The 24,128-nt window shown below is 38.2% G+C and carries 19 protein-coding genes; 10 read left to right on the top strand and 9 right to left on the bottom strand.

What is annotated here, in order from left to right; genetic code table 11:
* Both WD048_17325 and WD048_17320 read left to right on the top strand, forming a co-directional pair.
* Positions 1-674, top strand: a 674-nt coding sequence (locus WD048_17325; GenBank protein MEX0813983.1) for a transposase, incomplete at its 5' end; no start/stop codon positions are given.
* A 325-nt stretch (positions 675-999) separates the two neighbouring features.
* Entirely contained in the window at positions 1,000-1,371 is a 372-nt protein-coding gene (locus WD048_17320) for a hypothetical protein (GenBank protein MEX0813982.1), read from the top strand.
* Positions 1,372-1,380: 9 nt separating this feature from the next.
* On the opposite strand, the gene WD048_17315 is transcribed toward WD048_17320, so the two are convergent.
* From WD048_17315 to argB, 5 genes are read right to left on the bottom strand one after another with little or no spacing between them, the layout of a single operon-like run.
* Positions 1,381-1,887 carry a cytochrome P460 family protein gene (locus WD048_17315; GenBank protein MEX0813981.1) on the bottom strand — a complete coding sequence of 169 codons (507 nt, stop codon included), beginning with the start codon at positions 1,885-1,887 and terminating at the stop codon, positions 1,381-1,383.
* Positions 1,888-1,918: 31 nt separating this feature from the next.
* Complete coding sequence (gene argJ / locus WD048_17310; protein ID MEX0813980.1) at positions 1,919-3,130, bottom strand: bifunctional glutamate N-acetyltransferase/amino-acid acetyltransferase ArgJ; 1,212 nt, start codon at positions 3,128-3,130, stop codon at positions 1,919-1,921.
* Between the two features lie 48 nt (positions 3,131-3,178).
* The gene (gene argC / locus WD048_17305; protein MEX0813979.1) at positions 3,179-4,222 is read right to left on the bottom strand and encodes an N-acetyl-gamma-glutamyl-phosphate reductase; all 1,044 of its coding nucleotides are present in this window, start codon (positions 4,220-4,222) and stop codon (positions 3,179-3,181) included.
* Between the two features lies 1 nt (position 4,223).
* Positions 4,224-5,420, bottom strand: coding sequence for an aspartate aminotransferase family protein (locus tag WD048_17300; protein MEX0813978.1), 1,197 nt, complete (start codon positions 5,418-5,420; stop codon positions 4,224-4,226).
* A gap of 27 nt (positions 5,421-5,447) precedes the next feature.
* The gene (argB, locus tag WD048_17295; protein MEX0813977.1) at positions 5,448-6,269 is read right to left on the bottom strand and encodes an acetylglutamate kinase; all 822 of its coding nucleotides are present in this window, start codon (positions 6,267-6,269) and stop codon (positions 5,448-5,450) included.
* Between the two features lie 295 nt (positions 6,270-6,564).
* On the opposite strand from argB, the gene asnB reads away from it, so the two are divergent.
* The 7 genes from asnB (at position 6,565) to WD048_17260 (ending at position 18,758) form a co-directional block, all read left to right on the top strand.
* The gene (gene asnB, locus WD048_17290; protein ID MEX0813976.1) at positions 6,565-8,343 is read left to right on the top strand and encodes an asparagine synthase (glutamine-hydrolyzing); all 1,779 of its coding nucleotides are present in this window, start codon (positions 6,565-6,567) and stop codon (positions 8,341-8,343) included.
* Positions 8,344-8,362: 19 nt separating this feature from the next.
* A complete protein-coding gene (locus tag WD048_17285; GenBank protein ID MEX0813975.1) occupies positions 8,363-9,337 on the top strand; it encodes an NAD-dependent epimerase/dehydratase family protein in 975 nt (324 codons plus the stop codon).
* Positions 9,338-9,352: 15 nt separating this feature from the next.
* Positions 9,353-10,285, top strand: a complete 933-nt coding sequence (locus WD048_17280; protein ID MEX0813974.1) for a hypothetical protein — start codon at positions 9,353-9,355, stop codon at positions 10,283-10,285.
* Between the two features lie 17 nt (positions 10,286-10,302).
* A complete protein-coding gene (locus tag WD048_17275; GenBank protein MEX0813973.1) occupies positions 10,303-13,191 on the top strand; it encodes a tetratricopeptide repeat protein in 2,889 nt (962 codons plus the stop codon).
* A 31-nt stretch (positions 13,192-13,222) separates the two neighbouring features.
* The gene (locus tag WD048_17270; GenBank protein ID MEX0813972.1) at positions 13,223-16,123 is read left to right on the top strand and encodes a tetratricopeptide repeat protein; all 2,901 of its coding nucleotides are present in this window, start codon (positions 13,223-13,225) and stop codon (positions 16,121-16,123) included.
* A gap of 83 nt (positions 16,124-16,206) precedes the next feature.
* Positions 16,207-17,553, top strand: coding sequence for a tRNA (N(6)-L-threonylcarbamoyladenosine(37)-C(2))-methylthiotransferase MtaB (mtaB, locus tag WD048_17265; protein MEX0813971.1), 1,347 nt, complete (start codon positions 16,207-16,209; stop codon positions 17,551-17,553).
* Positions 17,550-18,758, top strand: a complete 1,209-nt coding sequence (locus WD048_17260; GenBank protein ID MEX0813970.1) for a prolipoprotein diacylglyceryl transferase family protein — start codon at positions 17,550-17,552, stop codon at positions 18,756-18,758. Before mtaB ends, WD048_17260 begins: the two co-directional genes overlap by 4 nt.
* A gap of 10 nt (positions 18,759-18,768) precedes the next feature.
* On the opposite strand, the gene WD048_17255 is transcribed toward WD048_17260, so the two are convergent.
* Positions 18,769-19,155, bottom strand: a complete 387-nt coding sequence (locus WD048_17255; protein MEX0813969.1) for a DUF423 domain-containing protein — start codon at positions 19,153-19,155, stop codon at positions 18,769-18,771.
* Positions 19,156-19,275: 120 nt separating this feature from the next.
* Between WD048_17255 and WD048_17250 the strand changes: the two genes are divergently transcribed.
* Positions 19,276-21,903 (top strand): DUF3352 domain-containing protein, encoded by a 2,628-nt coding sequence (locus WD048_17250; GenBank protein MEX0813968.1) that lies wholly within the window; start codon positions 19,276-19,278, stop codon positions 21,901-21,903.
* On the opposite strand, the gene ung is transcribed toward WD048_17250, so the two are convergent.
* The 3 genes from ung to prfB form a co-directional block, all read right to left on the bottom strand.
* Entirely contained in the window at positions 21,900-22,580 is a 681-nt protein-coding gene (gene ung / locus WD048_17245) for a uracil-DNA glycosylase (GenBank protein MEX0813967.1), read from the bottom strand. The genes WD048_17250 and ung overlap by 4 nt on opposite strands.
* Before the next feature lie 15 nt (positions 22,581-22,595).
* Positions 22,596-22,934 carry an arsenate reductase (glutaredoxin) gene (gene arsC / locus WD048_17240; protein ID MEX0813966.1) on the bottom strand — a complete coding sequence of 113 codons (339 nt, stop codon included), beginning with the start codon at positions 22,932-22,934 and terminating at the stop codon, positions 22,596-22,598.
* Between the two features lie 3 nt (positions 22,935-22,937).
* Positions 22,938-24,036, bottom strand: a protein-coding gene (prfB, locus tag WD048_17235) for a peptide chain release factor 2 (GenBank protein ID MEX0813965.1) whose coding sequence is annotated in 2 segments (ribosomal slippage) — positions 22,938-23,975 and positions 23,977-24,036 — 1,098 coding nt in all. Because the reading frame shifts where the segments join, the coding sequence is not laid out codon by codon here.
* Between the last annotated feature and the right edge of the window lie 92 nt (positions 24,037-24,128).

Below are 24,128 nucleotides of genomic sequence, written 5' to 3'. Positions count from 1 at the left end.
GCACCTATGCCTATCAGCGCAGGGACGAGATACAGGCCGATGTGCCGGACAACGGGGATTGCACAAAACTGCGCAAACTTCTTTCCAGAAGGGCATTTCTAGTAAGCAAGAAAAAGGCCACCATTAACAGCCTTGCAAACCAAAAGCCAGATCTGGATTCCGATATGTATGCTCTGTTTGAGGAACAGAACGGGAAACTGGTTGAACTGTATAAACAGCAGATAACTGAAGTCGAGAAATGTATCCAGGAAACAGTCAGTCGAAACAAAAAGATGCAAAAAAATGATCAACTGGGGCGTTCGGTCATTGGTGTCGGCCCCATCATATCGGCCTCCATTATCGCCTTTAGCTCCAACTACGGGCGATTCGGCAATGCCCGCAAAATGGCAAGCTACCTCAGTATTGCCCCGTACCCCAACCAATCGGGAACTACCAGGAAGGGTAAGGACAAGGTGCACCCATTTGGCAACAAGTTCATCAAGTCCCTGCTATCCAATGGGGCACAGGTGGCCATCCAGTACGACAAGCAGCTGAAGGGCTACTACCAACGAAAGATGGACGAGGGAAAGGAATACGGGACGGTGATGAACGCAGTCAAGAACAAACTGATACAAAGGATCTTTGCGGTAATCAAAAGACGGACACCTTATGTGCCGTTGGCCAGTTATGCCTGATAAATTTTTTCCATTTTTATTTGGATACCCGTAGAAATTCAGACGGTTAAAACCATTTAGACCCCTAAACTATCAGGTAGTCCCAGACCAATCAATTCCACAAGAACTTCAGTAGAATTAACCGTCAGACAGTTAAGACAAATGCAACTTTTCATGAACTACATTTGTATAAAGTAATAAATTTATTACTTTTAAATTCGAGCTTAAAAGAGTATGTGTGTTCGATAATATCGTTTCGACTACGCTCAACGACCAACGTATTCATTTTTTAGTGATGATTTAACAGATAACGGACATGGCAACCATAAGAAAACCAAAAATCAAATTGAAAATTATAAAAGAAGATAGCGGCTACAGTGCTGTAGGGCAATGGAAAGACAGAGGTTTTGCTACACAGGGTGAAACATGGGAAGAATTGCAGGAGATGATAATTGAGATGGTCAATTTAAGTTTTGAGGATTTAGGATTTGTCTATGAAATTGATGAAATCCGTTTTGAATACGATCTTGAAAGCTTTTTTGATTTTTACAAAGTAATTAATGCAAAGGCACTTTCCAAAAGGATAGGAATGAATCAAAGCCTTTTGGCCCAGTATATTAAAGGCATTAAAAAACCTTCTTCGGCTCAAACCAAACGCATTTTAAAAGGAGTGCATCAAATAGGTTTGGAGCTTACAGAAGTCCGCTTTATTGTTTGAGGATAAACATTAATGAAAAGCAAAAGTCCGCACCAAATCCCGATTGTCAACGGCACTGTGGCAACTCAAACATTGATTGCCTTTATCGGCAATGCTTATGATGGTTTTACCATCCTCTTCGTATTCACTCCAAATCCAGCCGCCACTTTGATTGGGGTGATTGGGCAGTTTCATCATTACGGCATAGAGCTTAAAAGGACCGTTTTCTCCATCAAATACTTCTTTGAGCACTATTGAGCTATCAGGAAAAGTAGCATTAGAAGGCAATACCCCATTGGAATCTAAAGCAGACTGGGCAATGGGATTGAACAAAGTACGAATGTGACTCCCATGTGCATTTGGATTTGCTCCAGGCAGTCTGCTGTCATTACCTTTGTAAAAGCTGTAATTCTGTTTTTCAATCAGGTTAAATAAGTCTTTGTCGTTTAAAGCACCTTCAGGCACTTCATCTTTTTTACAAGCTTCTATAATTACGAGGAATGATACTAATGTGAAAAGCACCCATATCTTTTTCATGACTGATGTTTTAGTGCCTTGAATATAGTGATTATGTAGTATAAACCGAATTAAAAAGCACATAATCTGTCGTGAGGTCGCTGCCCCATCCGGTAGCTTCTGCATGTCCCGTGTGCAATTCCAGGTGAATGCGAATATTGGATTCCCGCAATAATTTTTTTACGAAGTTTCGGTCAAAATCTGCAGGTTGTCCTTCTTTGAGTACCTGAATCATTTCATTTTTATCTCCTATAAAAAGGTCTGCTTTTTTATAATTGAAAGGCACTCCGGCATTTCCACTTGCGCAGATAATTCTGCCCCAGTTGGGGTCGCGGCCATACACGGCAGTTTTTACGAGAGTAGAACCGGAAATACTGCGCACCAATTTTCTGGCAACATCCTCTGTTTTAGCTTTGCTCACTTTGTATTCAATAAATTTTGAAGCCCCCTCTCCATCCGAAACAATGAGTTTGGCAAGGTGAATCAACAGTTCCAGCAATTTGTCTTTGAATACCTGGTAGGCGGGGTCGCTTTTAGCAGTAATTTTTTTATTGCCGGCTTGTCCGTTGGCCATTACAGAAACCATGTCATTGGTAGAGGTATCACCATCTACAGTAATTAAGTTAAAAGAACGCTCAGTGCAATACAAGAGCAATTCGTTGAGCAGTTTCTTATCAATATTTACATCGGTAACAACAAAAGCCAGCATGGTGGCCATATTGGGATGTATCATACCGGAACCTTTGGCAATTCCGGCCAGATTGATTTCTACTCCTTCGTGTTCATAGCTTACAAAACCTTCTTTGGCAAATGTATCGGTAGTGAGTATTGCGTTTGCTGCGAATGAACCCGCTTTTGCTTCTTTTGAGAGTTTGGGAATGGTGGTTTCTATACCTTCTACAATATCTTGCGTAGGAAATGGCTCGCCAATCAATCCTGTGGATGCAACTATTACATCTTCCGGTTTTAAATTAAGCATTCTGGCGGTAATTTTTGCCATAGCCTCAGCGCCCAGTTTGCCTTGTTCACCAGTACAGGCATTGGCATTTCCGGCATTGCATACCAGCACCTGTGCCGTATTGTCCTTTAGGTGTTTTTTGCTCAGTTTCACTGGTTCTGCCTGCACTTTGTTTTGGGTAAAGCAGGCAGCAGCTGCACATGGTGTTTCAGAATAAATAATAGCCAGGTCTCTGCGCATGGATTTTATTCCACTGTGCGCTCCCCAGCATTTAAAACCTTTTACGTGTGTGATGTTTTGGTTCATTACTGTTGTTTGTTGATTGTCTTGATATTGAATAATTGAAATGTATTTTCATGGTTTTAGCGGAACAATTTCAAGGCCGGCATTTTCATTGAACCCATACATGATGTTCAGGTTTTGAACGGCCTGTCCTGCTGCCCCTTTCATTAAATTATCTATGGCGGAGAAAATCATTATCCTGTTGGTCCGCTTATCCCAAACCGGATAAATATCGCAAAAATTGGAAGAGCGCACATCTTTCAATGTAGGAGCTTCCTTGCGAATGCGCACAAAAGGATGTTCTTTGTAGAACAATTTATAAAGCTCAGTCAAAACTTCCTGATTCACAGGTTTTTCAGGGCTGGCATAGGCACTTACTAAAATCCCTCTATCAAGTGGCAGTAAGTGGGGGGTGAATTGCAAATCGATGTTTGCATTGACCAGGCCACCCAGTTGCTCCTGAATTTCAACCGTATGTCGGTGCGACTTGATGCCGTAGGCTTTGAAATTGTCATTTACATTGGAAAACAGGGTGGTGGGACTTGCTTTTATTCCGGCACCTGTTGTGCCCGATTTGGCATCGATGATCACTGAGTCTGCTTTAACCCAGCCCTTGCTGAACAATGGTGCCAGGGCTAATATAGATGCGGTAGGATAGCAGCCTGGGTTGGCAACCAATTTTGCATTTTTTACTTTTTCTTTGTGCAATTCCGGCAATCCATACACTGCATTTTCAAAAGCTTCGGGAAATGTATGTTCCTTTTTGTACCAATTTTCATAAACACTTTTATCGCTCAGGCGATAATCTCCTGAAAGGTCGATAATGCGAAAGTTATGGGCTTTCCATTTTTCGATATAATGCATGGAAACTCCGTGTGGCAAAGCCAGAAATACTGCATCGGGTTTGCTTTCAGGCATTTGATCTGCCGGAACAAGATTCATGTCGAGCAGTTCGCAAAATTGCGGGTGTAGGTCTGAAAAGCGTTTTCCGCTGTGGCTTTCAGATGTAATGGCCACAATTTCCACAAGGGGATGAAACAATAGCAAACGTGCCAGTTCTGAACCAGTAAAACCGGAAGCCCCAACTATAGCTACTTTTAATTTTTGATCGCTCATTTTATTTTTTCTCCATTTCTGTTAGACAGTCTGCAATATTATTGAGTAAATACTGCAATTCCTCTTTTTTGATGTTCAATGGTGGTACTAATCGCAATACATTGTCTGCTGTGGCATTCGCCAGAATTTTCTTTTCCATGAGCATTTTTACCAGTTCCCCGGCAGGTTTTTTCAATTCAACGCCTATCATCAGCCCTTTTCCGCGAACCTCTTTAATAATCGGGAAATCAGTTTTCATTTTTTCAAGAGCCTCCATAAGCCAGTTTCCAAGATCCAGCGCATTTTCGCAAAGCTTTTCATCTTCAATGACATTGAGCGTAGCAATGGCTGCTGCACAAACCAGCGGATTTCCACCAAAAGTAGTACCGTGATCGCCAAAATTTATGGCGCGGGCCACTTTTTCATTGCAAAGGAAAGCACCAACCGGAGTTCCGCCTCCCAGGCCTTTGGCAAGTGTCATAATATCCGGTTCAACTCCATAGTGTTCTTTAGCAAACATCTTTCCTGTTCTTCCTATTCCGCATTGAATTTCATCAAAGATCAAAAGAATATCGTTTTTATCGCATAATTCCCTTAATTCTTTGAGAAATTCTACCTGGACTGAATGTATGCCTCCCTCGCCCTGAACAGGTTCAAGAATAATGGCTGCAATATCGTTGTTTATATGAGCTTTGATAGCTTCTAAACTGTTGAAAGGCACGCGGTAAAATCCCTCCGGAATGGGAGCGAAGCCTTCTTGGTATTTCTTTTTTCCTGTGGCAATGGTTGCTAAGGTTCTTCCGTGAAAGGAATTTTCCATAGCAATAATACTGCCGCCTTTGCCTTTTTTAAAGGCATATTTGCGTGCAATTTTCATAGCACCCTCTACCGATTCTGCTCCGCTATTGGTGAGAAATACCCTACTCAATCCGCTGAGTGCAGTGAGTTTTTCAGATAATTCAACCTGTTGAGGGCTCACATAAAAATTGGAAATGTGAATGAGCTTTTCGGCTTGTTCCTGTATGGCTTTGACCACTTTAGGATGGCAATGCCCCACATTATTGACCGCAATTCCGGCCAGTACATCTAAGTATTTATTGTCTTCCATATCCCACAAATAGCAGCCACTGCCTTTTTTGAAGGCAAGTGGATAGCGCTTAAATGTTGGCAAATAATATTTCTGATCTTTTTCGTGAAGCTGTTTTGTGCTTAATTCCATTCTTGTAATTGATTGTTGATTAATGTTTCAGATATTCTTTGCTGTGATTGTTGTCCCGGTATTTTTTCCTTTAATCAGGTAGTCTTCAATGCTTTCGGGTTTGGTTCCATTGAGTATTACTGCGGTCTTGGCTCCATTTGCTAAAGCAATTTCACAGGATTCTACTTTTGGGATCATTCCCCCTTTAATGACCTCATTTTTAAGTTCCGGAATCTGATTTACAGAGATTTGATGTAAAATTGATTCGGGACGATTGATGTCTTTTAGCAAACCATCAACATCTGTGAGCACAATATAATAATCTACTTTTAATGCTCCGGCCAAATGTCCGGCAAACATATCGGCATTGATATTGAAATCATCAAAATTCTCATCTGCCGCAATACATGTCATTACGGGAGTATAAGCATTTTCAAGCAGTAGTTCTGGCAATTTGGTGTTTACTTTTTTCACATTACCCACTGAACCGAGATCAACCGAATTGCCCGTGGAATCTTTGTGCATTCTTTTTTCGGCTATAATACATTGTCCATCTTTACCTGAGAGTCCTACAGAATTGAGCCCAGCATTGTTTAGGTGTTTCACCAGATCACTGTTGACTTCGCCCTTGAGCGTACGTTCTATAAAGCGCAGTGCTTCTTTGGTAGTGACCCTGTGGCCATCGATAAACTGAGATTGAATATTGGCTTCTTCCAGGCTGGAATTGATAAAAGGCCCGCCTCCGTGCACCAAAATCACCTGGTAACCGCTTTCAGTAAGTTTTTTGATTTTTCGGGCAATTTCAATTTTCAAGGTGTCATTGAGCATGGCATTGCCACCGTATTTGATCAGAGCTCTTTTTGCTCCCATTGTCTATTTTTTGATTGGGCTAAATAATCAGCATTTTTTTTGGATTATGCAAATTTTGGACGGAGACAATGTGCCAAGGCCAAATGAATATAGACTTTAAAAGTCTCAAAGACTCGGGAAGTCTCACAAAAACGATTGTCACCCGCCTGACATATCTTCGGGATTGTAATGACTCCTTGTAGAGGTATGTTTTGATACGGTTGCCCTGTACTTTCCTGATAAATTCTTTATCTCTCAAGCTAAGTTCTTAACTTGTTTCCCATTTTATTCGATAGAACGATCAGCATAGCAGAACATGTGTGGAATAGCAGGATTTATAAGTGAAATAAACATAGAGGACGACATACTGGAAGCTGTTGCTGATTCACTGAAGCACCGGGGACCGGATGCTTATGGAGTTTTCAATATTCCAGGATCCAATACATGCATGGTCCATACCCGCCTTTCCTTTTTCGACCTGTCAGACAAAGGAAACCAGCCGATGCACTTTCAGGAGTTAGGCCTGACTATTAGCTATAATGGCGAAGTCTATAATTTCAGGGAAATCAGAAAAGAGCTGGAACAAAAGGGATACACTTTCATTTCAGATTCTGATACCGAAGTGGTTTTAAAAGCCTGGCACGCCTGGGGAACAAAGTCCATTGACCGCTTCAAGGGAATGTTTGCCTTTGCCATATACGACTCTAAAAACAAAAAGCTTCACCTGGTTCGTGATCGATTCGGCATCAAACCACTTTACTACACGCATCAAAAAAATACATTTGGTTTTGCTTCCGAATTAAAAGCATTGCGCGCAAGTGGCTTGTTTCAAATGGACACTGACTGGTCGGCAGTCTGTGATTTTATGGTGTATCGCTATGTGCCATCGCCCAAAAGCATATATGAAAATGTACACAAATTGCCGCCTGCCCATTACCTGGAGTATGATACAGTGGCCAATACAACTGCGATTCATGAATATTGGAAATTGGAAAGCGGAAACAAAAAAGATCCAAAAGGAGAATTGCCGGCTATGGTTGATGAATTTTTGCGAAAATCGGTTCAAAGGCATTCCAGGGCCGATGTTCCGGTGGGCATGTTTTTAAGCGGAGGCTATGACAGCAGTGCCATTGCAGCCTATTTGAAACAAAACAATTATCCCCATGCACAGGCCTTTAGCATTGGTTTTGAAAATTGGGAACGCTCTGAACATCAATATGCCCAAATTGTGGCCAATCACCTGGACATTCCGCTACAAAGTCAATTGTTGGACGCTACTTCTTTGGATTATGTCGATGAAATGCCACAGGTCTATGACGAGCCGATTGCCGATATTTCAATTGTGCCTACCTATTTGGTGAGTAAATTGGCCCGAAAAAATGTAAAAGCGGTATTATCGGGAGAAGGAGCCGATGAAATTTTTGGAGGATACTGGTGGCAAAAAGAATATTACCGGATTACACATCCTAAAAGCATTAAAGGAAAAATCAAGCAATTGATCAATGGCAAGGCCGATCCGGTGAAATTTTATGCCGATGCTGCCTCTATGGGCGAGTTTAATGTTGACGAACTTAAAAAATTGTTGCACCCAGATCTGCATCAATATATTCCAGAAGACCCGCTTTGGTTTTACCGCAAGCATTTGAAAAAAGAATGGAGTCCCTTGAAGCAAATGCAGTATATGGACATCAAATGTTTTATGGCAGAACTTATCCTCGTGAAAGTAGATCGGGCGAGTATGGCCAATTCATTGGAAGTAAGGGTGCCTTTTTTGGATCACGAATTATTTGAAACCATATTTTCCTATCACGAGGATGCTTACTATAAATCCGAAGTCAAAAAATACTGTCTACATGAAAATATTAAAGGAAAATTGCCCCAATCTATTATAAACCGTGAGAAACAAGGTTTTGTAGGGCCAGATCAGTATTATATGAAAAAAGATTTTTACAGCAAAGTTTTTCAACAGTCAAAACTTAAAAAGCAGGGGACGTTTTCGGATGATTACCTTGACCACCTAATGAATAAACCCTACGATTGGCGAAAGTGGAAAATTGCCGTTATGGATAAGTGGTTTGACAAATGGATGGCTTAATTTTATATTTTCGCCAAAGATGAACAGGAAACCAAAACTACTGATTACCGGAATTGCAGGTTTTATAGGATTTCACCTTGCCCGAAAACTATATGGAGACTATACTGTATTTGGTATTGATATTACAGATGGAAGTGTAGCTAATATAAATGGCGACAGGCTCAGGGAACTGCCAGAGGAAATTGAGTACCTGGAAACTGATATCAGAAACTATGATGCGCTAAAAACGGTGATTGGAAAATTTAAGCCCGACCTTGTAATTCACCTTGCGGCCTGCACTGGTATTGCCAAATCTGCTATAGACCCGAAACTATATTTTGATACCAATGTACAGGGTTTTTACAATGTATTGGAGGCAAGCAGAATTAATGGGGTCAACAAGATTATTTATGCAAGCAGCTCTTCGGTTTACAACAATAACAACCCTGTTTTCAAGGAAAGCGAACAGGTAGATCAACAATTGTCCTTTTATGGCACAACCAAAAGAATCAATGAGCTTACAGCTTCAAATTACGCCAAGCAATTTAATTTGCAATGTATTGGACTTCGTTTTTTTACAGTTTATGGTTCATGGGTGCGCAAAGATATGGCCGGGTGGAAATTTATGGAGTCAGTAGAAAAGGGGAATGCCCTTACGCTTTACAATGGAGGTAAAGTTTCCCGGGATTTTACCCATGTATCAGATATTGTAAAATCTATTGAACTGTTGTCAGAGAAGGTATTGGAAGGTCATATGAAGTCTGACACCGCTTGTTTTAATATTGGTTATGGAAACCCTGTATCAGTAAAAGATTATCTTCAGGAAATTAGCAAAAACTTAAATAAGGAAGCCATTTTCAATGTTGCACCATTACCTGATAATGAACTTAGTCATACACATGCTGATACAAGTTTGCTACAGGATATTATTACTTATAAACCGGCTACTGATTTAAAGTCAGGAATTGCTGAAATGGCCAGTTGGTTTAAAACTTATTACAAAAACACAAAGTGATTTTCAAGATCAATTATGACTTACAATTTCGCAACTATATCTACTGAAAGCCATCTGCATAAAGTGTTTGTGCTTTATGAATCGCTTTATGAAATAGATAAAGATGTGTGTCTTCATGTTTTAATTACAGATGTAGATGATGTAGGTTCTATTGAAAGCCCTTTTGATAATGTCATATTTTATACTCCCCACGATTGTTGTAAAGATAACCTGAGTCAAAGTATATTAAAGAAATACAATGCAAACGCAGACAAATTGCGTTGGACAATGAAACCGGTTTTTTTACTTTATTTGCTCAGGGAAATAATGTTGCAGAAGGTGATTTATGTCGACAATGACATTGCATTTTTTGGAGCTTTTAATTTTTTGTTCAAAGAACTAAGTAATTATAATGTGTTGCTTACTCCCCATAATTATTCTAGAGATCCATTGGAAAACCAAAACTGGTTGGAAGCGAATTTTAGAGTAGGTTTGTATAATGCCGGTTTTGTTGCAGTTAATAAAAATGCAATTTCTGCAATAGAGTGGTGGGCAGGATGTTGTTTGTATCGCTGTCAAAAAAATTACATGCGGGGTCTTTTTGATGATCAGAAATACCTTGACCTAATACCAATCATTGAACCAAAAACAAAAGTATTAGAGCATAAGGGATGTAATTTGGCCGGGTGGAACCTTGATATCTGCAGAAGAGGTGAGCATAATGGTAAAGTGCTGATCAATGGGCAATGGCCTGTAGTATTTATTCATTTTAATCCTACTACTTTACAGTGTTTTTATGAGGATAAAGATCCACATCTAATGCCGTGTTTTAATTCATATTCAGAAATGTTGAAGAAATATAATGTTGATTCTGATTTGAAACAGGAAGCATTTAAAGAAACCTATATCCAAAAAATCAAACTACTGATATGGAGATTGCTCAATAGGATTAACACTGTCAATTCCTGAACTTAATTAGGAACATTATGAATGTAATCAGAATAAAAAAAATAGAACAAAAGCAGTTGCGTTTCATCTGTATTTTTCTTGTGCTATTTACTTTTCTGCTTTACGGGAATACCATTGGCCATTCTTACAATATGGATGATGTTTTGGTAACTCAAAATCACAGGCTCACATCAAAGGGAATTGCTGCAATCCCTGAAATTTTCACTTCTCCATACTATGAAGACGATCAGGGCTATGCCTATGAATACAGGCCTATTGTGTTGTCTACTTTTGCGATCGAAAATAGTTTGTTTGGAGATAACCCACATGTAAGTCATTTTATCAATGTGCTACTGTATGCCCTGACAGGGGTGGTTCTTTTGATATTGCTGATTCAGCTCTTCCCCCAACTTAATATACTGTTTCCTTTAAGCGTAGTCTTACTTTTTCTTGCGCATCCACTACACACAGAAGCCATAGCGAATATCAAAAACAGGGATGAAATTCTAAGTCTATTGGGCGGGCTTGGCGCCATGTATTTTGCTTTAGCTTTAATAAATAAGAACAATTGGCTCTACGCCATAGGCATTGCAATCTGTTATTTGTTTGGTCTCTTGTCTAAAATGAGTGTATTGCCTTTTGCTTTCATCATTCCGATTGCAGTAGTTTTATTTGTAAGGCCAGGGTTGAAACAATTTTTGATTATTCATGTCCCATTGACATTGATTGCTTTTTTTTTAGTGCCTTTTAATGTGCTGAAATATCAGGCCGTATTTGGAGCATTGCTTTTAATAATCCCGATATTGCTTTTCTTTTTTTTTGATAACAAAATTACACCCTTATTACTGGAGTCGTTTGGAAAAAAGGTAAAGTGGTTCAACAGATCTTTTTCAATTGATTTTTTGAAAAAGATATATCAGAAAGATTCTGAAGAGCAAAGTGAAAATCATTTTTTGTTTCCAAATAAGCCTGTTGGGAGAGGGGTGGTTTTCTCAACTTTTTTGATAGGTGTAATTTTACTTCCCCTTGGCTTTTTATATGATAATTATTTCTGTATTTCAGTTTCTCTGTTATCAGCAGGTGGGCTTTTTTGGTATGGAAATTTGCAGGTAAGAACTGTAAGCTTTGTTTTTTTGATTGTAATAATAAGCTTAATTAACGCATACTACGATTTGTCTGTATCAATGTATTTAGTATTTCATGTACTTGCATTGGGGTTGTTTACAAACATGAAAAAAAACAGGTTGTATTATATATGCGTTTTAGCATTGGTGTATATTCCTTTTACTTTTTTTACAGAAGTAGATTTAGGACTAATACCATCAATAGTCTTTTTCACATTGGCATTTATGCATCATAGAGGATTGTTGCATAAAAGAATCTCTCAAGTCGTTTTTCTATTGTCTATAATGTTTGGATTGAGTTATGTAATTGAGCATATATTAGGCAGCAAAGAAGTGAAAGAGATAATTGTCCCCATTGCAATATCAATTGTTATTGTATCGGTATATATGATCAGGAAACCCCTGCTAATAATGAGGGTTTTATTGTGTGTTATTCCAATTGTTTTGTTAATTGATGTACATGTTAAGCTTGATTTTAAAAAAGAGCTTAATAAAGCACAATTAGAGAAAAAATTAAAAGAGGGCAAACCTGACACACCGGTATCTAAACCTAATTTGGAACCGTTTTTACTTAGCCCCCAGACTTTTTTTACAACTGATCGTCCTATTACTTTTGATGAAATGCCTTTGGCTTATGATGCCTCCTGGAATAAAAAAATCGGTACTTCTGCATATGTGCTGGGCGAATATTTAAAGCTATTGATATTCCCGCACCCTATGGGTTTTTATTATGGTTATGCTTACATCGTACCTGTATCCATAGATAATCCACAAGCTTTAATTTCCCTAATACTGCATTTGGCATTGCTTTTTCTTGCAGTTTATTTGTTCATAGCCCGCAAACATTTAATTGTAAGTTTTGGAATTGTATATTATCTGGCCTGTATTTCTGTATTCTCTAATTTTGTGTTTCCAGTAGTTGGTATGATGGCAGATCGCTTTACTTATATTGCTTCTCTGGGCTTTTGCCTGGTATTGGCATATTCACTTTTAAAAGTTTTTAAAATAGATATTGCTAAAAATGATGAAATAAAAATTAAAAAAAGTTTTATTGTTCTTGTAGTTATTATTTTAAGTGCATATTCATTAAAAACCATAGCAAGAAATAGTTTGTGGAAGGATCCTCTAACGCTCATGGAGCATGATATTAAGCACCTGGACAAATCTGCTAAAGCACATTATCTTTTGGCTAACTATAGTATGCAGCAGTATGCGAATAGTAATAATCATCAGGAACAAAGAAAATACCTTAATCAGGGAATTAAGCATTTTGAAAAAGCTACGGATATATATCCGGAATTTTTTAATGCCACATATGATCTTGGGCGTGCACATATGTCTAAAGGCAACGAAGCTGAAGCAGTTAGAGCATTTGATAGAGCTATAGAAATGGATTCAACTTATTATAATTCTGCAATTTATGTAGCGAATATTTATGCCTCAAATAATATGATCAAAAAGGCTATCCCTTATTATAGGATAATCATCAATAATTCCGATAGTCCAATAGAGTATTATTTTGAACTTATAAAATCATGGGCAGTACTGGGGGAATATCAAAAAGCAATTCAGGTCAATAAAGAGGGTATTGAGAGATACCCAAACAATATTGATTTATTGATGAATCTGGGTGAAGTATATTTGGATATTAATGACACCACTTCAGCTATAAAGTATATGGAAAGGGCTTTTGAAATTCAAAAAGATGGAAATATTGCGATGATGATTTCCGACCTATACAGAAAGCAGGGAAATATTAAAATGGCCAATTATTATGAAAGTTTTACTATACCACAGCAATAGAATATTAAATTGTCTAACAAACACCTGAGAATTGAATCAGATAATTACTATAGATAAAGAAAGTATTGTGCAAAGAAGGGTTTTGTACCTTATAATATTCATTGTTACATTTCTTCTATATGCTAATACGATTGGTCATTCCTACAATATGGATGACAATTTAGTTACAAAAAATCACAGACTTACATCAAAGGGAATTGCTGCAATACCTGAAATTTTCACTTCCCCCTACTATGAAGACGATCAGGGTTATGCCTATGAATACAGGCCTGTAGTATTATCTACTTTTGCAATAGAGCATAGCTTATTTGGTGAAAATCCTCATGTCAGTCACTTTATAAATGTGTTATTGTACGCCATAACCGGCATACTTCTGTTTTTATTGTTAATGCATCTATTTCCAAACCTGAACACGGTTTTTCACCTTACTATGGTTTTATTGTTTCTTTCGCACCCTCTACACACTGAGGCTATTGCCAACATAAAAAACAGAGATGAAATTTTAAGTTTCCTGGGTGGGCTCTGTACTATCTATTTCTCAATTAAATTGATAATTAAGAAAAATTGGTTTTATGTTATTGGTATAGCCATTAGTTTTTTATTGGCCTTATTGTCTAAAATGAGTGTTTTGCCTTTCGCTTTTATCACTCCTTTTGCAGCAATATTGTTTCTAAGACCTGGAATAAAACAACTATTAGTTATTTTGCTTCCATTGCTTGTTATTTCAGTCTTATTGGTTCCTTTAAGCTTTACCTCTCATCACATTTATTTTGGGGCAATACTATTTTCAGTTCCAATTCTATTATTTATATACTTTAATCCTGATGCAAATTATTGGTTTTCAAAAAACACAAAATTCCTGATTAAATGGTGGTCTGCTAAATTTTCATGGAGCCGATATTTTGATGATCACATTCCACTGTCAATTGAAGAAAAAAAATCAACTTTATTCTTCCCAAATAAAACCCTGAGCAGAGGGCTTGTTTTGACTTTCTTTGTGTTGGCTATTGTATTTTGTTTTACTTCAGTATTACATTCAAATTATTACTTAGCAGGGCTCTCAGTATTGTCACTTTCTATTTTAAACTGGTTCGGAAATAAAGATGTGCGTGATATTAGCTTAATACCTTTGTTGTTAATATTAGGGATTGAGAGCATGTGGTTCAATACTAGCTTTAGTTTTGATGTTTTTAGCTATGTTGTGTTTATAAATATTTTATTCTCCTCAAGACCATTAAAATCTGGCTATAATTTAATCTTGATATCAATATTTATTTTGTTTTCATTTTTAATAGATGATACAGATTTTGTATTTGCAATTATAGGCTTTATCATTACCTATTTTGCATTTGTAGGGAAAATTAAAAGCTGGATATTCTATACATTTATTGTAGTAGAGTTTATTTTGCTAATAGCCCTTTTGTTTTTTAACATTCAAATTGAAGGAGATCTAGGTGAATTAATATTACCTGCAACTCAGCCTCTTATATTTCTTATATTATTCACGACTAGAAAACCTATAACGCTAAGCCAGGTTATTGTACTGTTTATTCCTGTTTTGCTATTCATTAATCTGCATTTTTTTACGAATGTTGAAGCCCTAAACGCTTCAAATCAACCAATCGAAAACTCGATTGACGTGCTTGATACACAGGTAAATACAGAGCAGCCTGAAGAAGATGAGTCTATAGTTTATCTCTCTCCTCAAACTTTTTATTCAACAAACCGACCAATTCATTATGTGGAAATGCCACTTTCATTTGATGATACATGGAATGTAAAACTTGGCACATCTTTTTATGTCTTGGGTGAATACCTCAAGCTCTTGTTTATTCCGCATCCCATGGGTTTTTATTACGGATATGCATACATAGAGCCTGTTGGTTTAAATAATCCCCAATCCTTAATTTCATTGCTTTTGCACTTTGCATTGCTTTCATTAGCAATTTATTTGTTATACAAAAAAGAATTATTAATAGTTGGTTTTGGAATTATTTATTACCTGGCTTGTATTTCTGTATTCTCTAATATTATATTCCCGGTAGTCGGTATGATGGGTGACCGTTTTACTTATGTTGCTTCTCTTGGCTTTTGTTTGATACTTACATTTATTCTTTTTAAAGCTTTTCGAATTGATTTTTACAATGAATCTAAAATCCGCTTAAAACCGGGTTTTATTTTATTAACAGTATTCATTCTTGGAGCTTATTCCTTAAAAACAGTTGCCCGTAATAGTCTTTGGGTAGATGCGCTAACCTTGATGGAGCACGATATAAAGCATTTAGGTAAATCTGCTCAAGCGAACAATCTATTGGGGAGGTTTTCTATGCAGGAATTTGCAAAAATCAATAATCCCCGCTTAAAACAAAAGTATGTAGATCAGGGCATAAAGCATTTCAAAAAAGCCTGTGAGATTTACCCCGATTTTTTCAATGCGCGCTATGATCTTGGCCGAGTTTATATGGTGAAAGGAAATTACAATGAGGCAATAAAAGCTTTCAAAAAAGTATTGGAAATGGATTCAACCTTTACTGATGCTATGGTTAATATTGCTAATATATACGAGGAAAATGACATGCCTGAAAAAGCTGTTCCATACTATGAGCAAGCAATCAAAAACACTAATAATTCATTGCCATATTATGCATCCTTATCTTATGCCTTGTTTCGCATTGGAGATTTTGAAAAAGCAATAAAAGTCAACAAAGAAGCAATTTCAAAACACCCTACTGCCTTTGATCCTTATTCAAATTTAGCCAAGACTTATCTGGAAATTGGAGAAAAAGCTAAAGCAATAGAAAATTTTGAGCAGGCATATAGAATCAAGCAGGATCCACAACTTGCTGCAGCACTTTCCCATCTTTACAGAGAACAGGGGGATATAAAGATGGCCAATTATTATGAGAGTTTATCAAGAAGTCAGCAGCAATAAAATTGCCAGTTCTAAGAGGCCTTTAAAATCTTTTATTTTTAAAACTATTCTGTAAAAGTATAAGCCTTATCTTTGCATGCCTGATGAGTAATTTAAAGAAAGTTGCTTTATATACCTTGGGCTGTAAGCTCAATTTTTCCGAAACATCGGCTATTGGTCGGCAGTTTGAGTCTGCCGGATACTCCAAAGTGGATTTCGATCAGGAAGCCGATGTATATATCCTCAACACATGTTCGGTTACCGATAATGCAGACAAAAAGTGCCGCAGCTTGGTGCGTAAGCTTGAGCAACAGGCTCCGGATTCTAAAATTGTAATCATTGGTTGCTATGCGCAGTTACAGCCCGAAGAAATTGCTTCTATTCCAGGGGTGGATTTGGTTTTGGGCGCTAAAGAAAAATTTAATGTACTTGAATATGTCAATGACCTGGATGAAAATACACACAACTGCCAGGTTTTTGCCTCAGATATAGAAGCGATTGACAATTACAATGATGCGTGGTCTTATGGCGACCGCACCCGAACTTTCCTAAAAGTGCAGGATGGTTGCGATTATTCCTGTGCTTTTTGTACCATTCCCCTGGCACGCGGCAGAAGCAGAAGTCTTAGCATAGATTCAGTAATGCAAAATGCAAGGAAAATAGCTGCTACTGATGTAAAAGAGATTGTGCTTACCGGGGTGAATACCGGAGATTTTGGCAAAGGTCCTCACGGGGCTCCACGTCCTGGAGAAAGTTTTTTGGATTTGATTAAAGCATTGGATGAAATTGAGGAGATCAACAGGATTCGTATTTCTTCAATTGAACCCAATTTATTGAGCAAGGAAATCATTCAACTTGTAGCAAATTCACAGCGTTTTATGCCGCATTTTCATATACCGCTGCAAAGTGGATCAAACAAAATGCTGAAAGCTATGCGCAGAAGATATTTGCGAGAGCTTTATGCAGAGCGGGTTGAGCAAATTAAGGCAGCAATGCCTCATGCCTGCATTGGTGTAGATGTGATAGTGGGCTTTCCGGGCGAAACAGAAGCAGATTTCCTGGAAACCTATGAATTTCTAAATGAACTTGACATTTCTTATTTGCACGTATTTACCTACTCCGAACGTCCCAATACACTTGCTGTTGAAATGCCCGGTATTGTTCCAATGGAAGAAAGACGCAAAAGAAGTAAAATGCTGCGCAGCTTATCGGTTAAAAAGAGGCGCTATTTTTACAAGCAATTTATAAATACAGAGCGACCGGTACTTTTTGAATCTGAAAACAAACAAGGGTACATCTACGGATTTACTGACAATTATATAAAAATAAAACATCCTTTTGATGCACTATTGTGCAATACCATTCAGGAACTGCCACTGGAAAAATTAACAGCATCCGGTGAAATGTGGATTCCTGAATTTTCTCAAAACTATACTATACAAACTTCATGATTTTTAGCCAGATATTAATTTTGCGTTGCTATGCAACACTTTCCGACCTGATTTTTGATCTCACTGGACTCTATGTTCCGCTCCCTATTTTTTCTTTTGGGTTTTTTGTGGCTTTGGCCTTTTTAATTGCTGCATGGTTTATGCGCAGAGATATTATCAGAAAAGAGAAACTGGGTTATTTTCAGCCATTTACTAAAGAAGTGTGGATAGGTAAACCTGCTTCTCCATTAGAGTTGGGAGGAAATGCGCTCATAGGTTTTATTATTGGCTATAAGTTACTGCCGATTATCACCAATTATCAAGCTTTCAGTAAAATGCCACAGGAATTTATCCTTTCATCTGAAGGAAGCGTGATTGGTGGTCTTGTAGTAGCAATATTCTTATTATACCTTAAATATTATGAAAAAAACAAAGTAAAACTTGATAAACCAAAAAAAGAAAAAGTTAAAGTTTTTCCACATGAACTTACTGGTGATATTGTGATTATGGCTGCTTTTTCAGGTATTGCTGGGGCTAAAATTTTCAATTTTTTTGAAGCCCCTGGCAATTTAATGGATTTTATTAACGACCCATTAGGAAATTTCTTCAGTGGATTGGCCATATACGGTGGTATTATTGGTGGTGCTATTGGAGTAAGTTACTATGCTTGGAAAAAAAATATACATCCGCTAATACTTGCTGACACCATAGCTCCAACTTTGTTTATTGCCTATGCTGTAGGCAGAATGGGATGCCAGGTTTCTGGTGACGGTGACTGGGGAATTGTAAATACTGCTCCCAAACCCGATTGGCTGGTTTGGCTGCCCGATTGGCTGTGGGCTTATGATTATCCACACAATATCATTAACCAGGGAACAACAATCCCCGGATGTATGGAAACATACTGCAAGGTATTGGAACAACCTGTTTATCCAACGCCTCTTTATGAAGGTATTATGGCTACTATTTTGTTTGTTTTCCTTTGGAACATCAGAAAAAAGATTACAATTCCTGGCGTAATGATAAGTCTGTATCTGACACTGAATGGTGTTGAACGCTTTTTTATCGAAAAGATCAGGGTAAATACCAAATTGGAAATATTTGGCTTCCAGGCAACACAAGCTGAGTTTATTGCCGTGGTGTTTATTCTTCTTGGAATTGCAGGCATATTCTATTTTAGGAAAAAATATAAAAACTACAAACCGGGAAAGCCTGCCATTGAATAGCTTTTGGGCATTATTTCCTCAATACCGAAACTGCAAACAATACCCAGCCAACAATAAAAAGCAAGCCGCCCAAAGGCGTTATTGGTCCGAGTATCTTAGTGGGAATCAAAGTGAAAACATCTTTCACGGCTAAAAGATAGAGAGAGCCTGAGAAAAACACTATCCCAATTCCGAAAGCATAAGCTGCATAAATACTCAAGTTGTTCCATTCTTCTTTGCAGAAAAGTGCGAGCAGCAAAAGCGCAAAACTGTGGAAAAACTGATAATTGATCCCCGTTTTAAAGATGTCTAACTGATATCCACTCAAGATGTTTTTGAGGCCATGAGCCCCGAAAGCGCCCAATATTACACTCAGTGCTGCCGACAGGCAGCCAATACTCATTACTATTTTGAACATTTTGCAATTTCTTGTTTATAGCTTAAAAGTAAAAACAAAGCGGGAATAATTACCTTTGATTCCGCAATTTGTATTAGAAATGCAATTGCACAAAACCCCGATTAAAAACAAGCTTTGCAGATGAAGCGCTTGAGTATACTTATTGCTGTCCTGTTCCTTCTTGCCATTGCCGGTAGTATTTGGTTTTTTTATCAATTAGAAGAACAAGAAGAGGCAGAACTTTACGATGCTTTGCCACCTTCCACTACTTTTTTTATGGAGATAGAAAGTTGGTCTGATTTTAATAAAAAATTTACCGCTACAAACTATTATCAAGAGCTATCAACTACAGGGGCTGTTTCGCAACTGCTGAGACAAACCGAGATAATGGATCAAATATTGGCCAGACCCGATTCGGGAGCAAGTCTTTTTGACAATAGAAAATTACTGATACAGGCAGCTTTGACCAATGCCGGTGAATTTGATTATCTCTACTTGTTGGAAACCAAAAACCTCAATAAAGCAAGTTTTATCAGTTTTATAAAAAAATTAGGGAGCCAGCGTAAAATTGAAGAACGCCACTACAAAGGCATCTCTATTTTTGAAGCATCTACCAATTTAGGAATGCTGACAATAGCATACCACAAGGGAATATTAATGGCGTGTTTCACGCCCTTTATGGTGGAAGAAGCAATAGAACAATTAAATAAATCATCCTGGCTTAAGTCAGATGCCGATTTTCAATCTTTAAATGCACTTTCTTCTTCCGGAACTGGAATTAGAGTCTATATCAAAGCTTCAGACGAAGCACTCTTAAGCGAATTGCTAATTGATCAGGAAAGAAATGATCTCAAGCAATTTGTTAGAAATTTTGCCTCATGGATTCAATTGGAACTCAGCATGGAGCAATCTGTACTGGCAATCAATGGATATACTGCTGCCGGGGACACAAATTTCCTGAGCAAATTTGCAGCACTACAACCGGGGGAAATGGAAGCAGGCCGTATTTTACCTGTGAATACAGCCGTTTTTTTAAATATTCACGCACCGCTATTGTCGGAATCAGAATCGGAAGAATTTCCCTATCACAGCTACTTTGCCACTTGGGTGGGGCATTCAAGAGGTTTTGCTATACTTGAAACCCTTGACGATCAATGGGAAAGAACTTTATTATACTATATTCAGTGCACTGATTCAGAGCGGGCGAGAGAAAGCCTGAAGGAAGTGACGGAGCTGCAAAATCAAACTTTCAGCCAGGATTACAATGGTTATTCAATTGGTCGCTTGTCTGGGAATAATTATGCAGAGCTGCTTTCTGTTCCAAATGCAGGTTTGAGAGATCCTTATTATACATTGATAGGGGATTTTGTATTACTGGCCAATTCCCTTGAAGAATTGAAAAAAATCATCAGCAAGTACCTGAATGGCAATACTTTGTCCAGAGATAGAAATTACCTGGCTTTCAATAAACAAATTTCCTCAAATTCTAATTTCACATTGCACATTCAGCCGGGCTATAGTTTTCAGCTTTTGAAATCGCTTTTGAATGCAAATCTGAGCAAGGCATTAACTGACAATGAAAAGGATTGGAAAAACTTTGAATTCGGAGCATTGCAGTTTAGCAATTTCAAGGGACTTTTCTTTACCAATGGTATTTTGCAATACAACCAAAAACAGGATGTTCAGGTTGGTTCAGCAAAGGAAAAGCTATGGACACAAGAACTGGATGCAGAATTGAGCAAGGGGCCTTTTATTCTGACAAATCATACAAATGGTGCGCTGGAAATATTGGTACAGGACAAAAACAATCAAATTTACCTCATCAATAGAAATGGCAAATTGCTCTGGAAAAAAGAGCTACAGGGACAAATTTTCGGGGATGAAGTTTTTCAACTCGATTACTATAAAAACGGAAAGCTTCAAATGGTTTTCAATTCTGAATCACACATTTATTTAATTGACAGGGAAGGCAATAATGTGGCGGGATTTCCGCTGAAATTGCCTGTGAATTCCAGCAATGGATTGTTGTTGACCAATTATGACAACAAGCATATTTACCGCTATTTTATGGCTGGTCGCAACAGAATTTACGGGTTTTACCAAAGTGGTAAGCCACTTCCTGGTTGGAGCCCTAAAGTTCGGGCAGGTACCATCACACAGCCATTGGAATATTGCCAAATCAAGGGTATAGATTATATTATTGCTGCAAATGAAGAAGGAGAACTTTTCTATTTCGACAGGAGAGGAGAGAAAAAAGTACCGCCAATTTTGACAAAAACGGAGTTTGATTTTCCTTTTGCCTTTATTGAAAATCCTGAAGCGTTTAAACTTTATAATTTCAGCAAAGAAAAGCAGCAACTCTTTGTTGTGGATATGGAAGGCGCATTCAAGACCCTTGATTTTAATGACACTTTGAGTTTCTTTGACTTCAATGCATTTGATCTGGATGGGGATGGCAATACTGAAATTGTATTTACGGATACCAATACAATTTATGTGTACAATAGCACATTGCAATTGCTTGAAACCATTAGCAGTCCCATTGCTATTGACAGTAGGCCTTTTCAGTTGGACAATAAACTTGGTTTCTTATCTAAAGCATCGGGACAGATATTTTTGCTGGATGAACAATACTCAACAACAGAACTATTTCCACTAAAGGGGCACAGTAAATTTATAATTGAAGACCTTTTCAAAAATGGCAATCAGATATTGATAAGTTCTGAAGAGAAAAACAGTTTATCTGCTTTTAAAATCAGTTTGAATTAGAGTCTCCAGTTAATAGGTTCAAGTCCCCGTTCTTCCAAAAGTGCATTGCTTTTAGAAAAATGCTTGCATCCGAAAAAACCATTGTGAGCTGAAAAGGGAGAGGGGTGTGCCGCTTTCAGAATATGGTGTTTACCGGCATCTATCAATTCGGCTTTGTTTTGTGCAAAACGTCCCCACAGCAGAAAAACCAGTCCTTCCCTTTCTTGCGATAATTTTTCGATCACGGCATTGGTAAATATTTCCCAGCCTATTTTACTGTGAGAAGCGGGGCTGCTTTTGCGGACACTTAGAAAAGCATTGAGCAGCAAAACGCCTCTGTCTGCCCAGGGTTCCAGGTTTCCACTTGGAGGGATGGGCAAGTCCAGGTCCTCTTGCAGTTCTTTGAAAATATTTACCAAAGAGGGTGGGGGCTTTATCCCATCTGGAACAGAAAAACAAAGTCCATGTGCCTGTTCGGGGCCGTGATAGGGATCCTGACCTAATATAACAACCTTTACTTTGTTGAAAGGGGTGCGATTGAATGCATTGAACATCAAAGGACCCGGTGGATATATCGTTTGACCGTTTCGCTTTTCTTCAATCAGAAAATTCTTGATTTGAGTGAAATAGTCCTTTTGAAATTCTTCGCTAAGCGCTTCGAGCCATTCGGGATGAATATCTGGGTTAATGCTACTCATTTTTTTGCGACTAATTTACAATAAGTCCAATACATTTTCAGGAGGTCGGCCAATGACAGCTTTGTCACCTTTTACAACTACCGGTCTTTCTATTAATTTGGGATTTTCGTGCATCACTTTCACCCATTCTGCATCGCTGAGTTTTTTGCCCTTGAAATTGTCCTTAAAAATTTGCTCTCCTTTGCGCAGCAATTTTTCTGCCGGAATATCCAGCATTTTAAGCACACGCTTTAACTCGGCTTCAGAAGGAGGTGTTTTTAAATATTCCACAATTTCGGGTTCCACTCCTTTTTCCTGAATCAATTTAAGTGTTTCCCTGCTCTTTGTACATCTCGGATTGTGATAAATTTTCATATCTCAGTCTTTTTGATTTTCGCTTACCTGGTGCAATAAATAACTTTTTATAAAAGGATCCAAATATCCGTTGAGTACCGCTTCTGCATTGCCCGATTCAAACCCGCTGCGTGTATCTTTCACCAATTTATAAGGGTGCAATACATAATTTCTGATCTGCGAACCCCACTCGATTTTTTTCTTGCCCGATTCTATTTCAAATTTCTTTTGATTGCGCTTGGCCAACTCCATTTCATACAATTGGGATTTTAACAATTGCAGGGCCTTTTCTTTATTGCCGCCTTGCGAACGAGATTCTGTATTTTCAATAACAATACCGGTAGGAGCATGTTTTAGCCTTACACCGGTTTCTACTTTGTTTACATTCTGTCCGCCTGCACCACCAGAGCGGAATGTATCCCAACTGATGTCGGCAGGGTTGATCTCTATTTCTATACTGTCATCAACTAAGGGATAAACATACACAGAAGCAAAAGAAGTGTGTCGCCTGGCATTGGAATCGAAAGGGGAGATGCGCACCAATCTATGCACGCCATTTTCGCCCTTCAGGTGGCCATAGGCAAAATCGCCTTCAACTTCCATAGTGGCAGATTTTATGCCTGCTACATCACCTTCTACCCGGTCAATTTCTTTTACTTTATAGCTGCTTTTCTCTCCCCACATAATGTACATGCGCTCCAGCATTTCTGCCCAGTCGCAGCTTTCTGTACCTCCCGCGCCACTGTTGATCTCAATCACACAGTTCATGCCGTCTTCTTCGCCATTCAGCGTAGATTTAAACTCCAGCTCTTCAAGCGCCTCTTCAGCAGCCTGAAAAGCGGCTTTTAACTCTGCTTCACTGGATTCATCAGCTTCTGAAAATTCAAGCAATACTTCAGCATCATCAACTTTAGAGGAAGCTTCATCAAATATGCGTACCCAGTATTTGTGTTCTTTGATGGATTTCATCAGCACTTCGGCTTGTTTGGGATCGTTCCAGAAGCCAGGTTGTGCAGAGATTTTTTCTTTTTCTGCTATATCGAGTTGGTGCCTTTCAATGTCAAAGATACCCCCTCAGGGCTTCGAGCTTGCCCTTTAAATTTTTAAGCTGATCACTGTTCATTTTGTAATAAATTTTGTGCAAATATAGGGTGATTTTCGGGCTTTTGGATACGCTAAATTTCATTCAATCCGCATTTTTTATAAGCAAACAAA

The sequence above is a fragment of the Chitinophagales bacterium genome, assembly GCA_040877935.1.
GTDB lineage: Bacteria > Bacteroidota > Bacteroidia > Chitinophagales > CAIOSU01 > JBBDNB01.
This window is presented reverse-complemented; position numbering and strand designations above follow the sequence as displayed.